This window comes from Bowmanella sp. JS7-9 (genome assembly GCF_004329715.1).
Classification (GTDB): Bacteria; Pseudomonadota; Gammaproteobacteria; order Enterobacterales; family Alteromonadaceae; genus Pseudobowmanella; species Pseudobowmanella zhangzhouensis.
Genome location: NZ_JXSY01000013.1, coordinates 183,803 through 206,860, shown reverse-complemented (window position 1 = coordinate 206,860; position 23,058 = coordinate 183,803). Strand labels below are relative to the sequence as shown.

General features: G+C 51.5%; 17 protein-coding genes. 13 read left to right on the top strand and 4 right to left on the bottom strand.

What is annotated here, in order from left to right:
- The first annotated feature begins 37 nt into the window (after positions 1–37).
- The 6 genes from TK45_RS08230 to greA all read left to right on the top strand — a co-directional run bounded on the left by TK45_RS08230 (position 38) and on the right by greA (position 8,824).
- Positions 38–733, top strand: coding sequence for a hypothetical protein (locus TK45_RS08230; RefSeq protein ID WP_131258167.1), 696 nt, complete (start codon positions 38–40; stop codon positions 731–733).
- 119 nt (positions 734–852) lie between these two features.
- Positions 853–2,880 carry a TonB-dependent receptor gene (locus tag TK45_RS08225; RefSeq protein WP_131258166.1) on the top strand — a complete coding sequence of 676 codons (2,028 nt, stop codon included), beginning with the start codon at positions 853–855 and terminating at the stop codon, positions 2,878–2,880.
- A gap of 73 nt (positions 2,881–2,953) precedes the next feature.
- On the top strand, positions 2,954–3,754 hold the full coding sequence (dapB, locus tag TK45_RS08220; protein ID WP_131258165.1) for a 4-hydroxy-tetrahydrodipicolinate reductase: 801 nt from the start codon (positions 2,954–2,956) through the stop codon (positions 3,752–3,754).
- Positions 3,755–3,991: 237 nt separating this feature from the next.
- A complete protein-coding gene (gene carA / locus TK45_RS08215; protein ID WP_131258164.1) occupies positions 3,992–5,122 on the top strand; it encodes a glutamine-hydrolyzing carbamoyl-phosphate synthase small subunit in 1,131 nt (376 codons plus the stop codon).
- A 7-nt stretch (positions 5,123–5,129) separates the two neighbouring features.
- On the top strand, positions 5,130–8,351 hold the full coding sequence (gene carB, locus TK45_RS08210) for a carbamoyl-phosphate synthase large subunit (RefSeq protein WP_131258163.1): 3,222 nt from the start codon (positions 5,130–5,132) through the stop codon (positions 8,349–8,351).
- The gene (gene greA, locus TK45_RS08205; RefSeq protein ID WP_131258162.1) at positions 8,348–8,824 is read left to right on the top strand and encodes a transcription elongation factor GreA; all 477 of its coding nucleotides are present in this window, start codon (positions 8,348–8,350) and stop codon (positions 8,822–8,824) included. Before carB ends, greA begins: the two co-directional genes overlap by 4 nt.
- 62 nt (positions 8,825–8,886) lie before the next feature.
- Here the strand turns inward: greA and fur are convergent, their stop codons facing one another.
- A complete protein-coding gene (gene fur, locus TK45_RS08200; RefSeq protein ID WP_131258161.1) occupies positions 8,887–9,318 on the bottom strand; it encodes a ferric iron uptake transcriptional regulator in 432 nt (143 codons plus the stop codon).
- A 242-nt stretch (positions 9,319–9,560) separates the two neighbouring features.
- Here fur and TK45_RS08195 point away from each other — a divergent pair, with 242 nt between their 5' ends.
- Together TK45_RS08195 and TK45_RS08190 are read left to right on the top strand one after the other, a co-directional pair.
- Positions 9,561–11,582, top strand: a complete 2,022-nt coding sequence (locus TK45_RS08195) for a methyl-accepting chemotaxis protein (RefSeq protein ID WP_131258160.1) — start codon at positions 9,561–9,563, stop codon at positions 11,580–11,582.
- 24 nt (positions 11,583–11,606) lie between these two features.
- Positions 11,607–11,990: a TonB-dependent receptor gene (locus tag TK45_RS08190; protein ID WP_131258159.1), complete on the top strand. Its 384-nt coding sequence runs from the start codon at positions 11,607–11,609 to the stop codon at positions 11,988–11,990.
- Positions 11,991–12,010: 20 nt separating this feature from the next.
- Here the strand turns inward: TK45_RS08190 and TK45_RS08185 are convergent, their stop codons facing one another.
- Together TK45_RS08185 and katG are read right to left on the bottom strand one after the other, a co-directional pair.
- Positions 12,011–12,523, bottom strand: coding sequence for an RNA methyltransferase (locus tag TK45_RS08185; RefSeq protein ID WP_131258158.1), 513 nt, complete (start codon positions 12,521–12,523; stop codon positions 12,011–12,013).
- Positions 12,524–12,624: 101 nt separating this feature from the next.
- Entirely contained in the window at positions 12,625–14,808 is a 2,184-nt protein-coding gene (gene katG / locus TK45_RS08180) for a catalase/peroxidase HPI (RefSeq protein WP_131258157.1), read from the bottom strand.
- A 304-nt stretch (positions 14,809–15,112) separates the two neighbouring features.
- On the opposite strand from katG, the gene TK45_RS08175 reads away from it, so the two are divergent.
- Positions 15,113–15,856, top strand: a complete 744-nt coding sequence (locus TK45_RS08175; RefSeq protein ID WP_131258156.1) for a MauE/DoxX family redox-associated membrane protein — start codon at positions 15,113–15,115, stop codon at positions 15,854–15,856.
- Positions 15,857–15,863: 7 nt separating this feature from the next.
- On the opposite strand, the gene TK45_RS08170 is transcribed toward TK45_RS08175, so the two are convergent.
- Positions 15,864–16,649 carry an RMD1 family protein gene (locus TK45_RS08170; RefSeq protein ID WP_131258155.1) on the bottom strand — a complete coding sequence of 262 codons (786 nt, stop codon included), beginning with the start codon at positions 16,647–16,649 and terminating at the stop codon, positions 15,864–15,866.
- Between the two features lie 184 nt (positions 16,650–16,833).
- On the opposite strand from TK45_RS08170, the gene TK45_RS08165 reads away from it, so the two are divergent.
- The 4 genes from TK45_RS08165 (at position 16,834) to TK45_RS08150 (ending at position 23,020) form a co-directional block, all read left to right on the top strand.
- On the top strand, positions 16,834–17,169 hold the full coding sequence (locus tag TK45_RS08165; RefSeq protein WP_131258154.1) for a helix-turn-helix transcriptional regulator: 336 nt from the start codon (positions 16,834–16,836) through the stop codon (positions 17,167–17,169).
- Positions 17,162–18,262: an efflux RND transporter periplasmic adaptor subunit gene (locus TK45_RS08160; protein ID WP_131258153.1), complete on the top strand. Its 1,101-nt coding sequence runs from the start codon at positions 17,162–17,164 to the stop codon at positions 18,260–18,262. Before TK45_RS08165 ends, TK45_RS08160 begins: the two co-directional genes overlap by 8 nt.
- Positions 18,263–18,273: 11 nt before the next feature.
- The gene (locus TK45_RS08155) at positions 18,274–21,489 is read left to right on the top strand and encodes an efflux RND transporter permease subunit (RefSeq protein WP_131258152.1); all 3,216 of its coding nucleotides are present in this window, start codon (positions 18,274–18,276) and stop codon (positions 21,487–21,489) included.
- A 301-nt stretch (positions 21,490–21,790) separates the two neighbouring features.
- A complete protein-coding gene (locus TK45_RS08150; RefSeq protein ID WP_131258151.1) occupies positions 21,791–23,020 on the top strand; it encodes an SIR2 family protein in 1,230 nt (409 codons plus the stop codon).
- Positions 23,021–23,058: the final 38 nt, after the last annotated feature.

The window sequence follows — 23,058 nt, the reverse complement described above, 5'->3', positions numbered from 1 at the left end:
CGGGTGCCTGCACCCGCCCGTTTAGTTGGAGTATTACATGAGATTTTTAAGCATGTGTTTATTGCTGCTGAGCCACTTTGCCATGGCGGCAGAGTGTCAGCAGCAGGCCAGTCATTTGCGCGCAGTTTACCAATTGCAGCAAGGTCAGCAGAGCGCCACCGAATTGCAATTGTTACGCGATGGAAAGTGGGTGGCACAGCGTTATCCGGCTCAGCACATTACCCTGAGTTGGTATTTGAGCCGACCCGGTATGATTCAACCCACCCGCCATTTTGAACAATACCAGCGCAGTATCGAATATGCCGCAGGTGAGGTGGTGCATGGTAAAAAGGAGACGGACTGGGATTATCGCAACCAGCTGGTCAGCCAATCGCTGCTTAGTAAGTTGCAGTTAGTCAGTGAAAGCGGCGCAGGATGCGAGCTACAGCAAACCTTTCGCGGACAAATCGCTGCACAGCCTGTGACACTGGTGTGGCATCCGAAGTTGAATCTACTGCGTTCACTGCAAATCGGTGAGCAGCAGCCCAAGCGCTGGACGTTACAAACAGTCAGTTTTGACCCGTCACAAGTAGTTGCCCACCATCAGTGGTTAGATAGTTTTCAAACCACTGATTACGCAGATATTGGTGATGATCACTCGGATCCGTTTCTGACCAAAATGGTACGGCAGGGTTTTATTGAGCACGGCCATGACGGCTTTTATTCTGCAGACGAGGCGCATAGCCACGAGTAAATTTGTGCGGAGCGCGCCAGGATCAATCCGACCAATGGCCTGAAAATCCTGCCAGCGTCCTGTACCTCTTTGGCTCTGCCACGTAAACTCTCGGCCGTTTTTGTCAGGTCAGTGGTGTTATGCGTCGAGTCGTTGTTCCTTTTGTTATCAGCCAGTTAGTCAGCAGCCTGCCCGTGTGGGCGCATGGGCCAACGTTTGAAGAAATCAGCGTATACGGACACCGTACGCGTATGACGGGTGATGCGCTGGCTGCCTCACAGGGCGTGATTGGACAGGGCGAGATAGATGGCCGGCCGATGCTGCGCACCGGCGAAATGCTGGAACTGGTGCCTGGCATGGTGGTCACCCAGCACAGCGGTTCTGGCAAAGCCAATCAGTATTTTCTACGCGGGTTTAATCTGGATCACGGTACCGATTTTCGCACCACTGTGATGGGGATGCCGGTCAATATGCGCAGTCATGGTCATGGTCAGGGCTACAGCGATTTAAATTTTATCGTGCCGGAGTTTGTCGGGCAGATCAGCTACAACAAAGGCGCCTACAGTGCGCTGGGCGGTGATTTCTCCACCGCCGGGGCGGCCGATGTCTTTCTGCTCGATCGAATGGACGCCAATTTGCTGAAACTGGAGTTGGGACAGGATGACTACCTGCGCAGCGTCGCGGCCACCACGCTAAACTGGCAAGACTCGCGCATGTTAACTGGTGTTGAGCTCACCCGATATACCGGGCCATGGCAGGACATCAGCGAGGATATTCACAAATTCAATGGGTTAGTGAATTACTCTCAGGACCTTACCGACGGCCGGATTGGTGTCACTTTGATGGCCTACGACAATCAATGGCATTCCGCCGATCAAATTCCGCAGCGTCTGGTCGACAGTGGCGCGCTAAACCCGCTGGGCTCGCTGGACGACACCTTAGGCGGTGATGCCAGTCGCTACAGCCTGTCGGTCAACGCACAATTAGGGCGCTGGACACTCAATGCCTATGCGCTGCACAGCGATTTACAGCTGTTTTCCAACTTCACCTATTTCCTCAATGATCCGATTAATGGCGATCAGTTTGAACAAACCGACAAGCGCAATATCTATGGTGCCGAGCTGAGTAAGCACTGGTCATCACTGGCCATCGGGCTGGACTGGCAGCAACAGGCAGGGCTGGTGTGGCAGGCTGAAGACATTGGTGAGGTGGGACTTTTTAATACACGGGCAAGAACCCGCTTAAGCACGGTGCGCCGGGATAAAATCGATGAACAATCCTGGTCGGCGTTTTATCAGTCAGATATTTTGCTGGATGCCAATACAACGTTTCGCACCGGACTGCGTTACGACTACCTCGACGCGACAGTAAATAGCGACAATGCGCGCAATAGTGGCAACGCCAGTGACGGATTACTCAGTGTGTCTGCTGGTCTGAGTTATTTATTTACCCCATCACTGGAAGGCTATATCAATGCCGGTCAGTCGTTTCACTCAAATGATGCCCGTGGCGCGACCATCAGCGTCGATCCAATCAGTGGCGATGACGCGGACAAAGTGGATCTGCTGGTACGCGGTGAGACGGCTGAATTAGGCATTCGCTATTTTGATAGCCGCAAAATGAACCTCTCTGCCACCTTGTGGGCACTGCAGCTCGACTCAGAATTATTGTATGTGGGTGATGCCGGTAGCACCGAACCGGGCAGGGCGTCGACCCGTTATGGCGTCGAACTAAGTGGTTATTTTTGGTGGGACAAGCTCAGCGCCGACATAGAAATTGCGCTAAGCCATTCAGCCTTTGAGGCGGGCGACGAAACCGGACGTCATATTCCCGGGGCGGTCGACCGCGTGATCGCGCTAGGCGGACAATATCAGTTCAGTGACAACCTATCGGCCAATGTACGCCTGCGCCACATAGGTCCGCGTATGCTGACCGAGACGGGCGATGTGCAATCGGGCAGCTTGAGTGTGGTCAATGCCGGTGTTCGCTGGCGGCAGCAAGGCTGGACGCTGGATCTGAGTGTGCTCAATGCACTGAACAGTCGCGATCATGATATCGATTATTTCTATGCGTCGCGCGTCGTCAACGAGGCAAACGAGGTGGAGGATGTGCATTTTCACCCCATTGAACCGCGCACCTTGCGTTTCAGTGTTGCCTATCATTTTTAGGGCTTAAGATTGGCGCGATTGCAGCTTTTTTGGCACACTCAGGTTATTGATTCTTCACGGTAAATTATTGCCTATGAAACTTGGAATTTTTGGCGCCAATGGGCGCATGGGACGGGTGCTGATCGAAGCCATCGATGATAACCCTGCGGTTAGTCTGGGTGCGGCGCTTGTGCGTGCAGACTCACCCTTTGTTGGCATGGATGTAGGCGAACTGGCTGGCATCGGCAAGAAGGGCATAGCTATTAGCGGTAACCCGGATGAGATTGCCAACGAGGTCGACATTATGATCGATTTCACCCTGCCAGCGGCGCTGGAGACCAATCTAGCCTGGTGTCTGCGCCATAAAAAACCGATTGTGATTGGCACCACGGGGTTAAGTGCGTCGCAACTGGAGAGTATCGACCAGGCCGCGCGGGTGATTCCGGTGGTATTTGCGGCTAACTACAGTGTGGGTGTGAACCTGTTATTTAATCTGGTGCGTCAGGCGGCAGCGGTGATGGGTAACAGTGCCGATATCGAAATCATCGAAGGCCACCATCGACATAAAAAAGATGCACCATCTGGTACCGCGCTGGCCATTGGCCATGAGATTGCAGATGAGCTGGGGTGGGATTTAGCACAGTGCGCCGTGTATGGCCGTGAAGGTGAAACCGGTGAGCGCAAACAGCAATCACTGGGCTTTGCTACCGTGCGTGGCGGCGATATTGTTGGCGATCATACGGTTCTGTTCGCAGATATCGGTGAAAGGCTGGAATTAACCCATAAAGCCTCCAGTCGTTTAACCTTCGCAAAAGGCGCAGTAAGGGCTGCACTGTGGTTAGCATCTCGTCAGGCAGGGCGTTATAACATGCAAAATGTGTTAGGTCTGGCCTGATTAAATAGGGATTTCTGAGCCTTGCACAGAATATTCGTGCTAAAGCAGGATTTTTTACTATTTTTGCAAATCTGGGTGGACGTAAAACGTAAGCTGCTATAGACTATGCAGAATTTGCCTTTAGGTTGAAAAAGCAAGTTAAAATTCGTCGCTACAAGCTGTAAACGGGATGTAAATCAATAATTTACGCCCGTTTTTTGTAGGTAAAATTTAGCCCTTAAGAATCAGGAGGTTGGTTTGTCCAAATCTGCCCTTTTAGTCCTTGAAGATGGCTCCGTATTTCAAGGCACTTCGATAGGCGCTGATGGCATATCGGTTGGGGAAGTTGTTTTTAACACATCCATGACCGGCTATCAGGAAATTCTCACCGATCCATCATACGCAGAACAAATCATCACCCTCACGTACCCACATATAGGCAATACCGGCACCAACAACGAAGACAAAGAATCTGACAAAATCTGGGCAAAAGGCCTGGTCATCCGAGATCTTCCTCTCATTGTCAGTAACTTCCGCGCCGAACAAACTCTCTCCGAATACCTGAAAGAACACAACATCGTTGGCATCGCCGACATCGACACCCGTCGTCTGACCCGTATTTTGCGTGAAAAAGGTGCGCAAAACGGCTGCATAATGGCCGGTAATATCGATGTTGAGAAAGCGCAAGCCGCGGCAAATGCGTTCCCGGGCCTCAATGGCATGGATTTGGCGAAAGTGGTGACCTGTGAGCGTCCTTATACCTGGACTGACAGCACGTGGGCGCTGGGCGAGGGCTACCGTAAAGATGTGCAGGATCTGCCGTATCATGTGGTGGCATACGATTTCGGTGCGAAGCACAATATTTTGCGCATGCTGGTGGAACGCGGTTGTAAACTGACCGTGGTACCGGCACAAACACCTGCCAGCGACGTACTGGCGATGAACCCGGACGGTGTGTTCCTGAGTAACGGCCCGGGCGACCCGGCACCGTGTGATTACGCCATCAAGGCAATTCAGGACATTCTGGATGCCAATATTCCGGTATTCGGTATCTGTTTAGGTCACCAGTTGCTGGCGCTGGCCAGTGGTGCCAAGACAGTCAAAATGAAATTTGGTCACCATGGTGCTAACCACCCGGTGAAAGATTTAGAGCGTAACGTGGTCATGATTACCAGCCAGAACCACGGTTTTGCGGTAGACGAGGCAACGTTACCGGACACATTGCGTGCCACTCACGTGTCATTGTTCGACCAATCCCTGCAAGGCATTCATCGTACCGACAAACCAGCGTTTAGTTTCCAGGGGCACCCGGAAGCCAGCCCAGGCCCGCGCGATGCAGCGCCATTGTTTGACCATTTCATCGATCTGATTAAAGCGGCTAAGGGGTAAGCGAGCCATGCCAAAACGTACCGACATAAAAAGCATCCTGATTTTAGGCGCCGGTCCGATTGTGATTGGCCAGGCCTGTGAGTTTGACTATTCAGGTGCTCAGGCGTGTAAAGCGCTGCGCGAAGAAGGTTTCCGCGTCATTCTGGTTAACTCCAATCCGGCCACCATTATGACTGACCCGGAGATGGCTGATGCGACTTACATCGAGCCGATTCACTGGGAAGTGGTCAAGAAAATTATCGAGAAAGAGCGTCCGGATGCCATTCTGCCGACCATGGGCGGCCAGACTGCACTGAACTGTGCACTGGATCTGAACAAGTACGGCGTGTTGCAGGAATTTGGCGTAGAGATGATCGGTGCCACAGCCGATGCCATCGACAAGGCCGAAGACCGTGAGCGCTTTGACAAAGCCATGAAATCTATCGGCCTGGAATGTCCGCGCGCTGAAATCGCCCACACCATGGAGCAGGCTTTCGATGTGGTCAGCCGCATCGGTTACCCGTGTATTATCCGTCCGTCTTTTACCATGGGCGGCACGGGTGGCGGGATTGCCTACAACAAAGACGAATTTGAAGAAATCTGCCGTCGCGGGCTGGATTTATCCCCAACCAATGAATTATTGATCGACGAGTCATTGATTGGCTGGAAAGAATATGAAATGGAAGTGGTGCGCGACAAAAACGATAACTGCATTATCGTGTGTACCATCGAAAACTTCGATCCTATGGGTGTGCATACCGGTGACTCTATCACCGTAGCGCCGGCGCAGACACTGACCGATAAAGAATTCCAGATTATGCGTGATGCGGCCATGGCCGTGCTGCGTGAGATAGGCGTAGAAACCGGTGGGTCGAACGTGCAGTTCGGGGTTAACCCAGATGACGGCCGCATGGTTATCATCGAGATGAACCCGCGGGTATCCCGTTCATCGGCGCTGGCGTCAAAAGCAACCGGTTTCCCGATTGCCAAAGTGGCGGCCAAGCTGGCCGTAGGTTACACCCTGGATGAACTGGCTAACGACATCACGGGCGGTAAAACACCGGCCTCGTTTGAACCAGCAATCGATTATGTGGTTACCAAAATCCCACGCTTTAACTTCGAAAAATTCCCGGGCGCCAACGACCGCCTGACCACTCAGATGAAATCCGTGGGTGAGGTGATGGCCATCGGCCGTAACCAACAGGAGTCGATGCAAAAAGCCTTGCGCGGACTGGAAGTAGGTGTGAGCGGCTTCGATCCTGTGCTGGATCTGGAACATCCGGAAGCCAAAGCCATCCTGACCCGTGAACTGGTTGAGCCAGGTGCCGAGCGTATCTGGTACGTGGCCGATGCGATTCGTTTCGGCATGAGCGTAGACGAAATCTTTGCGCTGACCAAAATCGACCGTTGGTTCCTGGTACAAATTGAAGAAATCGTCTTACTGGAACAGCATATCGCTGAACTGGGCATGGCCGGTATCGATGCCGATTTGCTGCGTAAACTAAAGCGTAAAGGCTTTGCCGATGCACGCATCGCCGCCCTGACCGGGGTAAGTGAAGCCGACGTCCGCGATATTCGTCGCAAGCACGGCATTGTGCCTGTGTATAAGCGCGTTGATACCTGTGCGGCTGAGTTCTCCACTGACACAGCTTACATGTACTCAACCTATGATGAAGAGTGTGAGGCCAACCCGACTAACCGTAACAAGATTATGGTGCTGGGCGGTGGTCCAAACCGTATCGGTCAGGGTATCGAGTTCGATTATTGCTGCGTACATGCGTCATTGGCACTGCGTCAGGACGGTTACGAAACCATTATGGTTAACTGTAACCCGGAAACGGTATCGACTGACTACGACACCTCCGATCGCCTGTACTTTGAGCCGGTTACCCTGGAAGATGTACTGGAAATCGTGCGCGTTGAGCAGCCAATCGGCGTGATCGTTCAATACGGTGGTCAAACCCCACTGAAATTGGCACGCGCGCTGAAAGCGGCCGGAGTGCCGATTATCGGTACATCTCCTGAAGCCATTGACCGTGCAGAAGACCGTGAACGCTTCCAGCAAATGGTTAATAAGCTGGGTCTGAAACAGCCAGCAAACGCTACCGTTACTAATATTGAACAGGCCATGGCCGAAGCCGAAGAGATTGGTTTCCCTATGGTGGTGCGTCCGTCTTATGTACTGGGCGGCCGTGCGATGGAAATCGTATACGACATTAACGACCTGAAACGTTATCTGAACGAAGCGGTGAAAGTGTCCAATGACTCGCCTGTGTTGCTTGATCGCTTCCTGGATGACGCCATCGAAGTGGATTTAGATGCTATCTGTGACGGTCAGCAGGTTGTGATTGGCGGCATTATGGAACACATCGAGCAAGCCGGTGTGCACTCAGGTGACTCAGCCTGTTCATTGCCTGCTTACAGCCTGAGCAAGAAAGTGCAGGACGTGATGCGCGAGCAAGTGCGTCAGATGGCACTGGAACTGGGCGTTATCGGCCTGATGAATACCCAGTTTGCGGTTAAAGATGGCGAAGTGTACCTGATTGAAGTTAACCCTCGTGCTGCGCGTACTGTGCCGTTTGTGTCTAAGGCCACAGGCGTACCGCTGGCGAAAATCGCCGCGCGTACCATGGTCGGTCAGACGCTGGCCGAGCAGAAATTCACCGAAGAAGTGATCCCACCTTATTACTCTGTGAAAGAAGTGGTGATCCCGTTTGCCAAGTTCCACGGTGTGGATCCTTTGCTGGGCCCAGAAATGCGCTCAACCGGTGAGGTAATGGGCGTTGGTGATACCTTTGAAGAGGCCTATGCCAAGGCGAATCTGGGTGCCAGTGCGCCAATCCCGAAAAGTGGCACTGCGCTGCTGTCAGTGCGTGATCCGGACAAAGCACGCCTGGTTGAGCTGGCTAAAGCCATGCTGGCCAAAGGCTTTAAGCTGGAAGCTACCAAAGGTACTGCGCAGGTGATCACCGATGCCGGACTGACCTGTAAAGTGGTGAATAAGCTGGCCGAAGGTCGTCCAAACCTGATGGATAGCATTAAAAATGGTGAATACAGTTACATCATTAACACCACCGAAGGTCGCCAGGCGATTACAGATTCGGTTTACATTCGTAAAGCAGCGTTGTTAAATAAGGTAACTTATACAACAACGATGAACGCTGCATTTGCCACGATTAATGCGCACCACGCTGATGATCGTGCACGTGTCACTTCCGTTCAGGCTTTACACAAAAGAGTAAATTCATGAGTCAGTATCCCATGACGGTACAGGGCGCTGAAAAATTGCGCGCTGAGCTTAATGAACTTAAAACCGTACGTCGTCCGCGTATTATTCAGGCGATCGCGGAAGCCCGTGAACACGGCGATTTAAAAGAAAACGCTGAGTATCACGCCGCTCGTGAAGAGCAGGGCTTTTGCGAAGGCCGCATTCAGGATATCGAAGGTAAACTGTCTAACGCGCAGATTATCGATGTCACCAAAATGGCCAACAACGGCAAGGTGATTTTCGGTACTACCGTGACCATTCTGAACGTGGAAAACGATGAAGAAACCACTTACCGCATCGTTGGTGAGGATGAAGCAGATATCAAAAACAACCTGATTTCTGTGACCTCGCCCATTGCCCGTGGGTTGATCGGTAAAGAGTTAGACGACGTGGTAACCATTCAAACCCCGGCCGGCCCGGTTGAGTTTGAAATTATCGCGGTTGAATACCTTTAAGCGCACTATACGATACAAAAAAGGCAGCCTTGGCTGCCTTTTTTATTGTCTGTGTCGCGGGATTAGCTGTCGGCTTTTTCCGGGCAATTGGCTAGTTTGCAATGGCCATACAAATACAGGCTGTGGTTAGTCAGTTCAATGTTATTGGCTTTCGCCACATCTAATTGGCGCTGTTCAATCACATTGTCTTCAAATTCAATCACTTTGCCACAGTCCAGACAGACCAAATGGTCATGGTGTTTTTTCTGGCTCAGTTCAAACACGGACTTGCCGCCTTCGAAGTGGTGGCGGTTCAACAGGCCCGCATCATCAAACTGGTTGAGAACCCGATACACAGTCGCCAGACCAATATCTTCACCCAGTTCCAGCAGAATTTTATATACGTCTTCGGCGCTGATATGTTGATTGGCGGGATCCTGCAAAATCTGCAGAATTTTAATCCTTGGCAAAGTAACTTTTAGGCCAGCTTTTTTTAGTTCTGTGTTTTGATCCATGGCTGGGATTCTGTGCAGCTAAACGTTGCGACCATTATATGCATCTTTAGCCCGATTGAAAGTAAAGCCTTGAGCCAGCGGGCTTTCTTAATCTTATCCAGATAATTGTAAACATTAGGTTAAATGTTAGGATAAACTGTCGATATAGAGAAAGCGCCTCGAAATGGGGTTAATAATAAGAATATTGCGCACAATGGACGCGAACTAACCATTTGTTGTAGAGGTGAAAAGGTTTAACTTTCATGCGTATTACAGTCGTCGCTAAAATCATCGCCGGATTTGCCTTATTTGGCATCCTCTTATTGATCACGAATGTGCTGACCTATAGCGGTCTGTCCGGCATTCGTGACTCGGCCAACGTCGTTATCAACGAGAACATGCCTGAGCTGCAGGAAATCAATGCTGTGCAGCTGAAAATTGGCGAACTGCGGTATTTAACCCTCAAAGGCTATCAGGCTAGAGATATCGCTCGCCTGAGTGATCTGCAAGCCCGTTATCAGGCGGAAGAACAACAACTAAAAGCACAGTTGGTCAAAGCTGAAAAACAGCTGAAAAACCCGCAATCCAAGCAAATGTTTCGCGAAGCGGAAGGCTTCATTCAAAACTATATGCAGTTGTCATCGGAGATGTTCGTTACCCGCCAGACATCGTTAAAGCTGGCCAATGACATCGCTGAAATGTTTAAGCAGGTGAAATTCCATGCAGAGGATGCCGGTGCGAACCTGCTGGATATGGCGTATCTGGATAATGCCGAAACGGATAAAAAGCTGGCCGCAGTGGTAGGGGCAGGTAACCGTATCGACTACTTGCTGGTGGCGCTGGTTAATTCCAGCAAAGAATATATCGCCGAAGCCGATCCAACCAATTCACAAACCATCGCCGAGAACATGCGTCTGGCGATTGGTGATTTGCAGACCAACAGCGACTTTATTAACCGTTTGGCTATCGATGTGAATACCGATGGTTTGATGGATGCGTTTAACGAACAGCGCGAACAACTTCTGACGTTACTGGAAGGCGATAGTGGTCTGGTGGCGGCGCAGCAAAAACGGATTAATCTGCAACAAGCCGCGGCAACCAAGTTGCAGCAGGCCGAAACCAATCAGGACAATGCCTACGAGCAAATGGGTAAATTACTTACGGCGGCCCGTTCAAGCACAGAAGCAGGGCAGAACAATATCCTCGATGTGGTGGAAAGTAATATTACCCGCTCCGTGGTGATTATGGTGTTCGCCATTGTGGTGTTGGTCGTCATCGGCTTTTTGGTATCGCGCAGTATCTACAAACCGCTGGAGCGCATTCGCCACAGCCTGCGTACTATTGCCAACGGTAATCTGACCCATCATGCCGATACCAGCGGCAATGACGAGTTCTCGTCGCTGGCGCGTAACGTCAATTCCCTGGCCGATAGTTTGCGTGAAGTGGTGAATGAAATCGCCACCCAAGCCAACAATCTGGAACTGGCCATTGGTGAGACGGTGGAACTGAGTAATCAGACATCGCAACAAATGGATCAGCAGCAAAATCAGATTGCACAGACCTCAGAAAGCACCTCGCTGGTGCGCAATAGCTCCCATGCCATCATCGGTGAGATCAATCAGGGTATGCAGCGGGTAGCCGAAGCCAGTGCACAGGCCAGTCAGGTCGGCGATATGGTATCCATGAGCCGTGAACAGGCTACATCCCAAGCCAGACAAGCCGATGCCAGTGCTGCGATTATTCACCGCCTTAATCAGAACTCCACCAACATCAGTGGCATTCTGGATGTGATTAAAAACATCGCCGAACAAACCAACCTGTTGGCACTGAATGCGGCGATTGAAGCGGCCCGCGCCGGTGAGCAGGGTCGTGGTTTTGCGGTAGTGGCAGATGAAGTTCGCACCCTGGCGAACCGCACATCGCAATCAACCTCTGAAATTGAACAGATGATTATGGCGCTGCAAACCGATGCGACTCAGGCGGTAGAGGCCATCGAGCGCGGTAAGGCTCAAGCCAGCGAGAGTTTGCAGGTGGCGGAGCAGGTTGATGCATCGGTTAGCCATATACTGCATGCAGTGCAGCAAATCGATGAAGCCAACCGCCGTATCGCCGAAGATGCGAAGCAGCAGGATAGCGCACTGGATCAAATCAGCTCGCGTCTCAATTCGGCCGTGGCACTGGCACAGCAAAGTGTGCAAACCACCGAAGCCACTGCGCAGGCAAGCCGCACGCTAAGCCGCCTGGTAGAGAATCTGCGTAGCGCAATTAACCGTTTTAACCTGTAAATCAATAACAACAAGGATAACAAGATGGAACGTAAATATCTGATGACCGGATTCGGTTACGCCATTGTCGGGTTGCTGCTGGGTATGCATATGGCAGCAAGCCATAACCACGTGCAAATGCCGACTCACGCCCACATTATGTTGGTGGGATTTGTGGTCAGTGTGATTTATGCGATTGCCTATAAACTGTGGCTGCCGGCAGATAGCGGGGCGACGGGCATGGGTAAAGCACAATATTGGGCGCACCAGTTGGGTACCTTAGGCCTGGTGGTAGGACTGTATTCCATGTACAGCGGAATGATGCCTGGCGAGACGATTGGCCCGGTGTTAGGTGTGTTCTCGTTGATTACCTTTATTGGGCTGGTGCTGATGAAAGTCATGCTTATCAAGGCCACCAAGGCCAGCTAAACACTCAATAAAAAGCCCGCTTAGCGGGCTTTTTTGATCAGACGGTTGTTGGTGTCGCGACTTTGCTGAATAAGCGCGGCGTAATCCGTATGCGTGGCTCGTTTGGCATGGCGATCATACAACAGCACATTGACTGTCGCGGCCAAATTCAAACAGCCCACGGTGGGGATAAACACCACTTCGTCGGCTCTATCGACAATCTCCTGCGGCAATGAACCATCTTCCGGGCCAAACACATATAGCGCGTTCTCGGGATGGGTAAACTGGGGTAAGGCGGTTGCGCCTTCGACTAACTCCACACACACGACTTTGACGCCATCCGCCAGGTTATCCAGCAAGTTGTCCTGTTGCTGCAACGGGATGCGCTGCGTCACGTTTTTAGTATCGGTATGAAATTTTGCTGCGCGGGCAAAACGCTGGCCATTAAAACGGACTTCACTGGCTCCAAAACAGCCTGCGGCGCGCATCACAGCCCCCACATTGGTCGGGCTTTTCGGGTTATACAGTCCAATCAGGACAGAGGGTGTCGACATAAACTTCTGAGCTAAAACGGCAATCCGGCCATTATGCCACAATTACGGCGGGTAAAAAAAAGCCCTGACTCGCAGGGCTTAGTTAGCAAAGTAAGGATGGATCACTTCAGGTCGAAGCGATCGGCATTCATGACCTTGACCCAGGTAGCGATAAAGTCGCGTACGAATTTCTCGCGATTATCGTTCTGGGCATACACCTCCGCATAAGCACGCAAAATGGAGTTAGAGCCAAACACCAGATCGACCCGGGTAGCGGTAAAGCGGGTTTTGCCGCTGTCGCGCTCAACCATGTCGTAGCTGTTACGTCCGGTAGGTTTCCACTGCAAAGCCATATCAGTCAGATTAACGAAAAAGTCATTGCTCAGTTTGCCGACCTGATCGGTAAATACCCCATGGGCGGAGCCAGCGTAATTGGTGCCCAACACCCGCATGCCACCGATTAATACTGTCATCTCCCTGGCGGTCAGCCCCAGCAGCTGCGCGCGATCCAGCAGTAATTCTTCTGGTTGCACATCGTAATGTTTCTTTTGCCAGTTACGGAAACCATCGTGCAGAGGCTCCAGTGGTTCAAAACTTTCTACGTCGGTCATCTCGTCGCTGGCATCACCGCGGCCGGGGCTAAACGGTACTTTCAGATCAAATCCGGCGTGAAGGGCCGCCTGTTCCACGGCGGTGCTGCCAGCCAGCACGATCAAATCGGCCATGCTGATATTTGTGTCTGACTCCTGACGGATGGCCTCCAGTACCCGCAACACTTTTTGCAGGCGTTCTGGCTCATTGCCTTGCCAGTCTTTCATCGGCGCCAGACGAATACGTGCACCGTTGGCACCGCCACGATAATCACTGCCGCGGAAGGTACGCGCGCTATCCCACGCGGTGGCAACCAGTTCGCCCGTGCTGAGATCACTGGCCAGAATTCGCTGTTTCAGTTTGGCAATTTGCTCATCGCTGATGTTGGCATTGCCAGCAGGCACAGGGTCTTGCCACAGTAAATCTTCTTTCGGCACATATTTACCCAGATAACGCGCCTTAGGGCCTAAATCCCGGTGGGTTAACTTGAACCAGGCGCGAGCAAACGTTTCGCTGAAATAGGCAGGATCGGCATAAAAACGTTCGGCAATCTTGCGGTAGGCCGGATCCATTTTCATCGCCATATCCGCGTCGGTCATGATCGGATTTTTACGGATGCTGGGATCTTCCACATCCACCGGCATGTCTTCTTCCTTGATGTTGATTGGCTCCCATTGCCATGCACCTGCCGGGCTCTTTTTCAGCTCCCAGTCGTAATTAAGCAGCAGGTAAAAATAGCCATTGTCCCAGCGGGTTGGGTGTGTGGTCCACGCGCCTTCAATACCACTGGTCATGGTATCGCGGCCAATGCCGCGTTTTTGCTGATTCAGCCATCCAAAGCCCTGATTCTCGATATCAGCCGCTTCCGGCTCTGGCCCCAATTGCGATTCTTTGGCGTTACCGTGGCATTTACCCACAGTATGTCCGCCTGCGGTCAGGGCTACGGTTTCTTCATCATTCATCGCCATACGCGCAAAGGTTTCACGCACATCATGGGCGGTTTTTAGTGGGTCTGGATTGCCATCCACGCCTTCCGGATTAACATAAATTAACCCCATCATCACGGCGGCAAGCGGGTTTTCCAGCTCGCGTTCGCCGCTGTAACGGCTGTTTTCATTGTCCGATGGAGCCAGCCATTGTTTTTCTGAACCCCAATAAATGTCTTTTTCCGGATGCCAGATATCCTCACGGCCACCGGCAAACCCATAGGTTTTTAAGCCCATGGATTGATAAGCCACCGTGCCGGCCAGAATGATTAAATCGGCCCACGACAGGCTGTTACCGTATTTCTTTTTCACCGGCCACAGCAAACGGCGCGCTTTATCTAAATTGACGTTATCCGGCCAACTGTTTAGCGGCGCGAAGCGTTGGTTACCGGTGCCCGCACCACCACGGCCATCCGCCACGCGGTAGCTGCCAGCGGCGTGCCATGCCATGCGGATCATCAAACCACCATAGTGGCCCCAATCAGCTGGCCACCAGCTTTGGCTATCGGTCATCAATGCGTTTAAGTCTGCAATCACCGCATCAAGGTCGAGCTTATTAAAGGCCTCGGCGTAATTGAAATCCTCATCCATCGGATCGGTTTTACGGTCGTGCTGATGCAGAATGTCCAGATTCAGCGCGTTGGGCCACCAGGCCATCGTGTCTTGTTGATTAGAAGTGTTGGCGCCGTGAATAACCGGACATACGCCACTTGATTCGTGCTTTTGCATTGTTGATTCCTTTTCTGCCAGACGTTCCTGTAACGAGCGAGGTCTGAGATGAGTTGACCAATTCATATTAGAGGGTAGGCGAGAAAACAAAATCCGTTTTTAGAGATGCCGTTATTCGGATAAATTGATTGAACTACGTGAGAAGGTTTCAAAATTTAGATTGGCATCGAATCTGCACTGTTTTAAGCAGCAAAGCGTAATCCCTTGAGTTAGTAACGAAAATTCCCCTGGGGAGGCGGTTGGCGCGGTAAAGATTACCGTGCTCAGCTTTCAGGCAGGTAAATTTTTCACCTAAGGAGGCCCCATGACTAAACGTGCCGTGTTATACCGGATGGTCACAGACCAACATATTTGCCCGTATGGACTGCGCAGCAAAGATTTACTGGAGCGTCAGGGCTTTACGGTTGATGATCAACCGTTGCGTAGCCGCGCCGAAACAGATGCATTTAAGGCTGAGCATGAGGTAAAGACCACCCCTCAGACCTTTATTGACGGCGAGCGCATTGGTGGATATGACGACCTGTGTCGCTACTTTGGCAAGCCGGTCAAAGACAAAAACCGCACCAGCTACCAGAGTGTGATGGCCATCTTCTCGGTTGCGTTCTTGTTAGCGTTGGCGATGCAGTGGGCCACGGGGCAATCTGTGTTCGCATTCAGCACTGTGATGCTGTTCGTAGGTTTTGCCATGGCATTGCTGGCGCTGCAAAAACTGCAGGATTTGTACAGCTTCACCAATTCCTTTATTACCTACGATGTCATTGCCATGCGTCAGTTACGCTACGCCTATTGTTATCCGTTTCTGGAAGCGTGGGCCGGTCTGGCGATGATTGCCGGTTTAAGTCCGGTTTGGTACGCGCCGGTAGCGGTGTTTATCGGCTCAGTGGGGGCGGCATCGGTGGTCAAGGCCGTGTATATCGATCAGCGCGAGTTGAAATGTGCCTGCGTGGGCGGTAACTCCAACGTGCCACTGGGTTTTGTATCGCTTACCGAAAATGTGGTAATGCTGGCGGCCGGCTTGTGGGGAATAAGCCAAATCGCCGCCAGTTAGGCGTTGTTTAATGAAACAGCGCTTTTAGCTCCTGGGCACCAAACATCACGATTTCAAACGCGATCAGGATAATGATGATCCATTCCAGAAAGGATGAATGCTTGTGCTTGAGTTCATCGGCCAGCATTTCAAACAACTCGTGGATCACATTCAGCTTGTTGGACAAAAGCTCTACGCGCTGGTGAATTTCCAGATAGCGCGCCATCAGGTTGTATGCCGCCTCATAGTCCGGGTACTCCCAGAAAAACTCCGGGGTATCCAACAATCCATAGTGCAGGAAAATATCACTCTTGGTGCTGAACAAATGGCCACGGATACTGGCGATTTGCTGACGGCTTAAACGAATTTTACCGCTTTCTGCCAGTGCTTTAGGCAGGTGGGCATAATCCGTAATGGTTTGTTGCGCCTTTTGCTCGTACTCGTTGAGCTTCAGCGACTGTGCCAGCGCATGGCTGATAGCCAGGCGTTGCAGTGGATCGTCATCGGCCAGGCTTATCTGGTCGCGCTGCACCTTTAACTGCTGGGTATTGAGCTCAAAACGAAAATGCTCCTGATTTTCACCGCTGAGCGCGTCAGCACTGAATCCTAAACGGTGCAGCAGGGCAATGCGCTCGTCTTCATCGCCGCCCCAAAACACAATTACACCATAATCAAACCACCAGGCTTCGCCCTCGGCAACGTCCAATTGCACCGCATCGCGATAGCGGGTGCCAGCATCGGTTGGGGTAGGAATTTCCTCATCAGCGAATGGCAAAGAAATGGCGCTGAGGCGGTTGTTGGAAAAGTCGGTCATGATGGTCTCAAAGGGTTAAATGCGGCGGCATTATTCAGCAAAAATCATGTCTCCGATAGTAGGCGATATGATTATTTTTGCAGCAGTGTAGTTGCAATTAACTATGGTTAATCAAAATTTTGACAAAAGCCTCTTGATAGTTTAGCTTTATCTTAATTAAGTTTTTTCTAAAGTATGGTGAGGTATGGCGACAGCGCGTAATACACCGCAAGACGAATTGGCAACCTATGCTGATCAGGCTGCGCGTCTGTTAAAAAACCTTGCTAATACCCACCGTTTGTCGGTGTTGTGTGCGCTGGTATCCAGTGGACGCGAGCTGTCGGTAACCGAGTTGCTCAATGCGATTCCGCTGTCCGGCTCGGCACTATCGCAACATTTAGCGCGCTTGCGTGAGGACAATCTGGTGACCACCCGGCGCGACTCCCAGACCATCTATTACCGGGTAGTGGAGGGGCCGGCGCTCAAAATTATTAAAGTACTGCAGCAACATTATTGCTCTACGGCACAAGAGGATGACTAAGGTGATAAACAAACCCCAATGGATGAACATCAGTGCGCTGGCATGTAGCGCGATTCTCATCGCCGGTTGTGGCAACGCGCCCGAGAAAACCGGACAGGTGCAGGCGGTGGATACCTCAGCACTGGCCCATGTGCAGGCCAGCATGACCCGGGTGGATCGCGAGATTGAATTAGATGGCATCGTCGAGGCAGTCAATCGCGCCACGGTTTCGGCACAAACCTCGGGGCAGATTGAATCCTTGCCTTTTGATGTGGGCGATGTGGTGCCGGCCGGCAGCGTAATCGCGCGTATTACCGATACCCAGCAGCAGGCCGGCGTCAATGCCGCCCGTGCCCAGTTGCAGGAAGCAAAAGCCCGCTTTAATGAAGCAAATCAGCAGCTTAAGCGTATCGAAGAAGTGTTCGCCAAAGGTGCAGTGTCCCAGGCGGAATTCGATCAGGTAAAAGCCGCGCAGCAAAGTGCGGCGGCACGGGTTGACTCGGCGCAGGCTGCGCTGAACGATGCGGTACAACGGCTGGATTACACCATAGTGGTTGCGCCCTATAGCGGCATTGTGGTGCGCCGTCTGGTCGACGTTGGTGCGACTGTGGCACCGGGTACACCCTTGTTAGAGGGCATTGCGCTGGACAACCTGCGCGTGCGTGTGAATGTGCCACAGCAATATATTGCGCCGCTGCGCAGCCACCGTCAGGCACGGGTGGTAACCGATGCAGGCCAATCGATTGCGGCTGCACAGTTACGTATTCCACCCAGTGCCGATGTGCAGTCACAAAGCTTTGCAGTATTGGCTGAATTGCCTGCGCAGCAGGAGGCCGGTTTACTGCCCGGTACGCTGGTGAAGGTGGCGTTTGCAATCGGCAGCGGCGAGCAGATTATTCTGCCAGACAGCGCCATTGCGCGGCGCGGCGAAATCACCGGTGTGTATGTGGATGAGAAGGGGGTTTTGTCGTTCCGTTACGTGCGTACCGGCACCACGCTGGGCGATGGCACTACCGTGATTCTGGCCGGGCTTAGTGACGGCCAGCAGGTGATCAGCGATCCGGTTGCCGCCGCCAATGTGTACAAGCAGCAACGCGTCGCAATTAGCCAGTAAAGGAGCGCAGTATGAAGGAAACCGATTCAATGGGCGTATCCGGGCGTATCGCCAGGACCTTTCTGGTCTCGGAAATCACCCCGTTACTGGCGCTGGTAGGCTTACTGTTAGGGCTGTTTGCCATTTTTGTTACGCCGCGCGAGGAAGAGCCGCAAATTAACGTCACCTTTGCCAATGTGTTTATTGGCTATCCCGGTGCATCGGCGCAGGAGGTGGAATCTCTGGTCACCACGCCCGCCGAGCAGGTGGTGTCGGAAATAAAAGGCGTCAAACATATCTATTCCATGTCCTCGCCGGGCATGGCGGTGCTGACGGTACAATTTGAAGTGGGCGAACCGCGTACCGATGCCATCGTGCGTTTATATAACGCGTTCTATTCCAATCAGGATGGGCTGCCGTACAACCTCGGCGTGATGCAGCCGTTGATTAAACCCAAAGGCATCGATGATGTACCGATTGTCGCCGGCACGTTGTGGAGTAACGATCCGGCCATCGACAGTCAGGCATTGCTGGCCATCGCACGCACCATGGAAACCGAATTACAACGGGTAGCCGGTACCCGCGATATCGATATTATCGGCGGCCTGAGCCGCATCGTACGGGTCAGCTTTCAGCCAGCACGTCTGGCGGTCTATCAGTTAGGCTTAAGTGATGTGCGGCAAGCCCTTGGCGCGGCCAATGCCTCCGCGGATGCCGGCGCGCTGGTGAGCCAGAACAGCGAATTGCAGGTGCAGGTTGGAACCTTCTTAACCTCGCTGGAAGATGTGCAGGATTTAGTAGTTGGCGTGTATCAGGGCGCACCGGTGTTTTTACGTGATGTGGCCGAGGTGACGCTGACCACAGAAACACCCGCGAATTACGTCGCCTTTGGTATGGGCGCGGCCAACGATGGCAGCAGTGCCGAGTTGTATCCGGCAGTGACCTTAACCGTGGCGAAAAAGCCCGGTGAAAACGCAGTGGATGTGGCGCAGGCTGTCACCACCCGTTTTGAACAAATGAAGGGCGTGTATTTCTCCGATGGCGTTGAGGCCAGCTTAACCCGCAATTACGGCCTGACCGCCGAAGAAAAAGCCAACACCCTGATTAAAAAGCTGATTTTTGCCACCTTGTCGGTGATTGTACTGGTGCTGTTTGCGCTGGGGCGGCGCGAGGCCATCGTGGTCGGTATTGCTGTGGTGGTGACACTGGCCATGACGTTATTTGCGTCCTGGGCGTGGGGATTCACCCTCAACCGGGTGTCGCTGTTTGCACTGATTTTCTCTATCGGAATTTTGGTCGACGATGCCATTGTGGTAGTGGAGAACATTCACCGACATATGACACTGGGCGCCAAATCCCTGCGTGAGTCTATTCCGCTGGCGGTCGACGAAGTAGGCGGCCCGACTATCCTGGCCACCCTGACCGTGATTGCCGCGCTGCTGCCGATGGCATTCGTAACTGGCCTGATGGGCCCGTATATGCGGCCTATCCCAATCAATGCCTCCACCGGTATGCTGATAAGCTTAGCGGTGGCGTTTATGCTCACTCCCTGGTTGTACTATCGCCTGTTCAAAAAGCATGAAGGCAGTGAAAATCATGCCACCCACGCAGAGCAGGGCGAGGGCAAACTGCAACGCTTGTTTATCAAACTGCTGACCCCGTTTTTACGCAAAGAGCAGGGCCGTGGCATGCGGGTGGTGTTACTGGTGGGGATTTTTGTGCTGATTGCTGGCTCCATGGCCTTAGTGGTCAGTAAAGATGTCATCATGAAAATGCTGCCGTTTGACAACAAAAGCGAGTTTGAACTGGTCGTGGATATGCCCGAAGGCACCTCACTGGAGCAAACCTACGCGACCTTGCAGGCCCTGGCCGCGGACTTACGGCAGTTGCCCGAGTTGGATAACCTGCAACTGTATGCAGGCACCGCTGCCCCGATCAACTTCAACGGCTTAGTGCGCCAGTATTACCTGCGTAACCAGCCGCATATGGGCGAAATTCAGGTCAATCTGGTGCATAAAAGTCTGCGTCATCGACAAAGCCACGCCATTGCGTTGGAGGCACGCCGTTTAATCAGCGAAACCGCGGCAAACATGGGCGCCAGTGTCAAAGTGGTAGAAATGCCGCCGGGGCCACCTGTAATGGCGCCGCTGGTCGCCGAAGTGTATGGGCTGGACTATCAGCGCCAGCTGGATGTGGCCGGGCAGGTGAAACAGGCCTTCACGGCCACCGACGAAGTGGTGGATGTGGACGACAGCCGTGAAGCCGCACAAACCAAGTGGGTACTGGAAATCGACCGTGCCAAAGCCGCCAAACTGGGCGTCAGCCAGGCGGCGATTGTGCTGGATGTCAGTGCTGCACTGCGCGGTGAAGATGCCTCTTATCTGCACTTTGATCATGCCCGCGTGCCGGTACCGGTGCGCCTGACCTTACCCAGCGAGCGTAAGAGTGATCTGCTGGCGCTGCAGAACCTGCGTGTCCGTGCGCAAACCGGCAGTTTAGTTGCGCTGTCTGAGGTGACAAAAGTGGTAGAAGCGACCCGCGAGCAAACCATTTACCACAAAGATTTGCTGCCTGTGGTGTATGTCACCGGCGATGTGGCCGGCGACACCGACAGCCCGCTGTATGGCCTGTTTGGCATCAAGGCGGCGCTGGAACAAACCCAGGTGGATGGTCAGCCCATCGCGCAGTTCTTTACCTCACAGCCGGATAACCCCTATCAATGGAGCATGAAATGGGACGGCGAATGGCAGGTTACCTTTGAAACCTTCCGCGATATGGGGATCGCCTATTCGGTGGGCCTGATCATGATTTACCTGCTGGTGGTCGCGCAGTTTAAAAGCTACTCCGTGCCGCTGATTATTATGGCGCCGATCCCGCTGACTATTATCGGGATTATGCCGGGCCATGCTTTACTGGGGCAGCAATTCACCGCACCGTCGATGATTGGCATGATCGCACTGGCCGGAATTATTGTGCGTAACTCCATTTTGTTAGTGGACTTTATTCAGCAGCAGGTGGCCGAGGGTAAAGATTTGCAGCAGGCGACCATCAGTGCCGCCGCGGTGCGTTCTATCCCGATTGCACTGACCGCCGTCGCCGCCATGATGGGGGGATTCTTTATCCTCGACGATCCCATCTTCGGCGGGCTGGCCGTATCGCTGATATTTGGCTTGCTGGTTTCAACCATCCTCACTCTGGTGGTGATCCCGGTGGTTTATTACGCCTACCATTATCAAAAAGCGGCCTAATCCAGCGTTGATTTGATAGCGAAAAGCCCGGCACATTAGCCGGGCTTTTTATTGGATGAATATTGAGAAATGCCGATAAAAAAGCAATATATAGCAATCACTTACGTGATCTGGTAAAAATGCGGAAGGATGAAAGAGAGCGACGCGCCAGCAGAAAAAGGAGCGAATCAATCTCTGTTAAGTTGATGGAAGCATGCTCAGCTTCATTTAAACATGGAGAGTAAATTTGGATCCCTACTATGAGTTAGCCTATGCATTAGAATCAAAATCGCTATGTATGTTTGTAGGGACGGGATTTTCTATGCATTTAACCGATTTGGAAGCCCCGTCATGGTTAAGCCTTTTGCAAAAATGTGCGAAAAAAATAGAACATGGTGACGAACTAATTGATCAGTTATTTCCCGATAATAAGCCAGTGATGCCGCTAGAGGAATGCGCTAGCATAATACAAGTAAGGATGCAGTCTGCAGGCAAGTGCCTACACACGGAAATAGCAAAAATTATTCGAAAATTGAAATTAGGGAAAAGTTCTGAAAAAGTAAAAAAGTTTGTTGAAGAATTTTCTGATTTGAAATTCATAACGACTAATTACGATGATTTGATAGAAAAGGGGTTGCTAGAAGATAAAGAATCAACATCTTACTCTATCGGTTATCCCGTTAATAGGCAGCCTAAAGGTGTCCAGGTATATCATGTGCATGGTTCAGTTAAACACCCAAAGAAAATGGTTGTTACAGCTGATGATTACTTTCGATTTATAAATAGGCCGGATTATTTTTCGAAGAAAATTCAGACTCTTATTGAAGAGAATACTACGATAATAATTGGTTATTCCCTCGGTGATATCAATTTTAGAGCTATTCTAAATAACCAAAGATCTAATCGAATTCACGATATAAACAGACAGAACCTATTCTTCTTGTCTCGGAGTGAGGTAGATCAAAACGTTAAAGACTATTACGACAGAAGTTATGGCCTGCGGGTTATAGATAATACCGAAATTGATGTTTTTATTTCTAACATTATAAATAAGCATAGATATATTAAAGACCGTGTAGCCAAGTCTAGAAACTTATTAATGCCAGTGCTTGAAGGTAAAAAAAAGTTCACCGACGATTATTTAAAGAAAAGCGATTCGTTCTTCGAGATTGTTGCAACATTATCTTCAAATGGAATTTTGATATCTCATCCTGATGTTGTGAAGTTCCTGAAAGATGTTCTGAAAAGAAAAGATAATTTCACATCTGAAAATGGTGCTTGGAATCAATACGTACATTTGGCTAATTGGCTAATTCATTTAGGTTCAATTATGGACATAAAGGATACTTCACTAGAAGAGGTCTACTTATCCGCTGTGAGAACATCTTTTGGAAATATGTCAAAGAAGCAAATATTCGGTCGTTCTTGGGATGCTTTTACCGCTTGGAAAAAAGGTTGGTACAGTCTTACCTATGACAATAGGCAAATGATAATTGAATTTTTGAAAGATAATCACATCTCGGATGACGGTGAGGAAGTGATTAGCCAATGAGAACTTCTAATAGATCACTATTGTCTGCCAAATTTTCC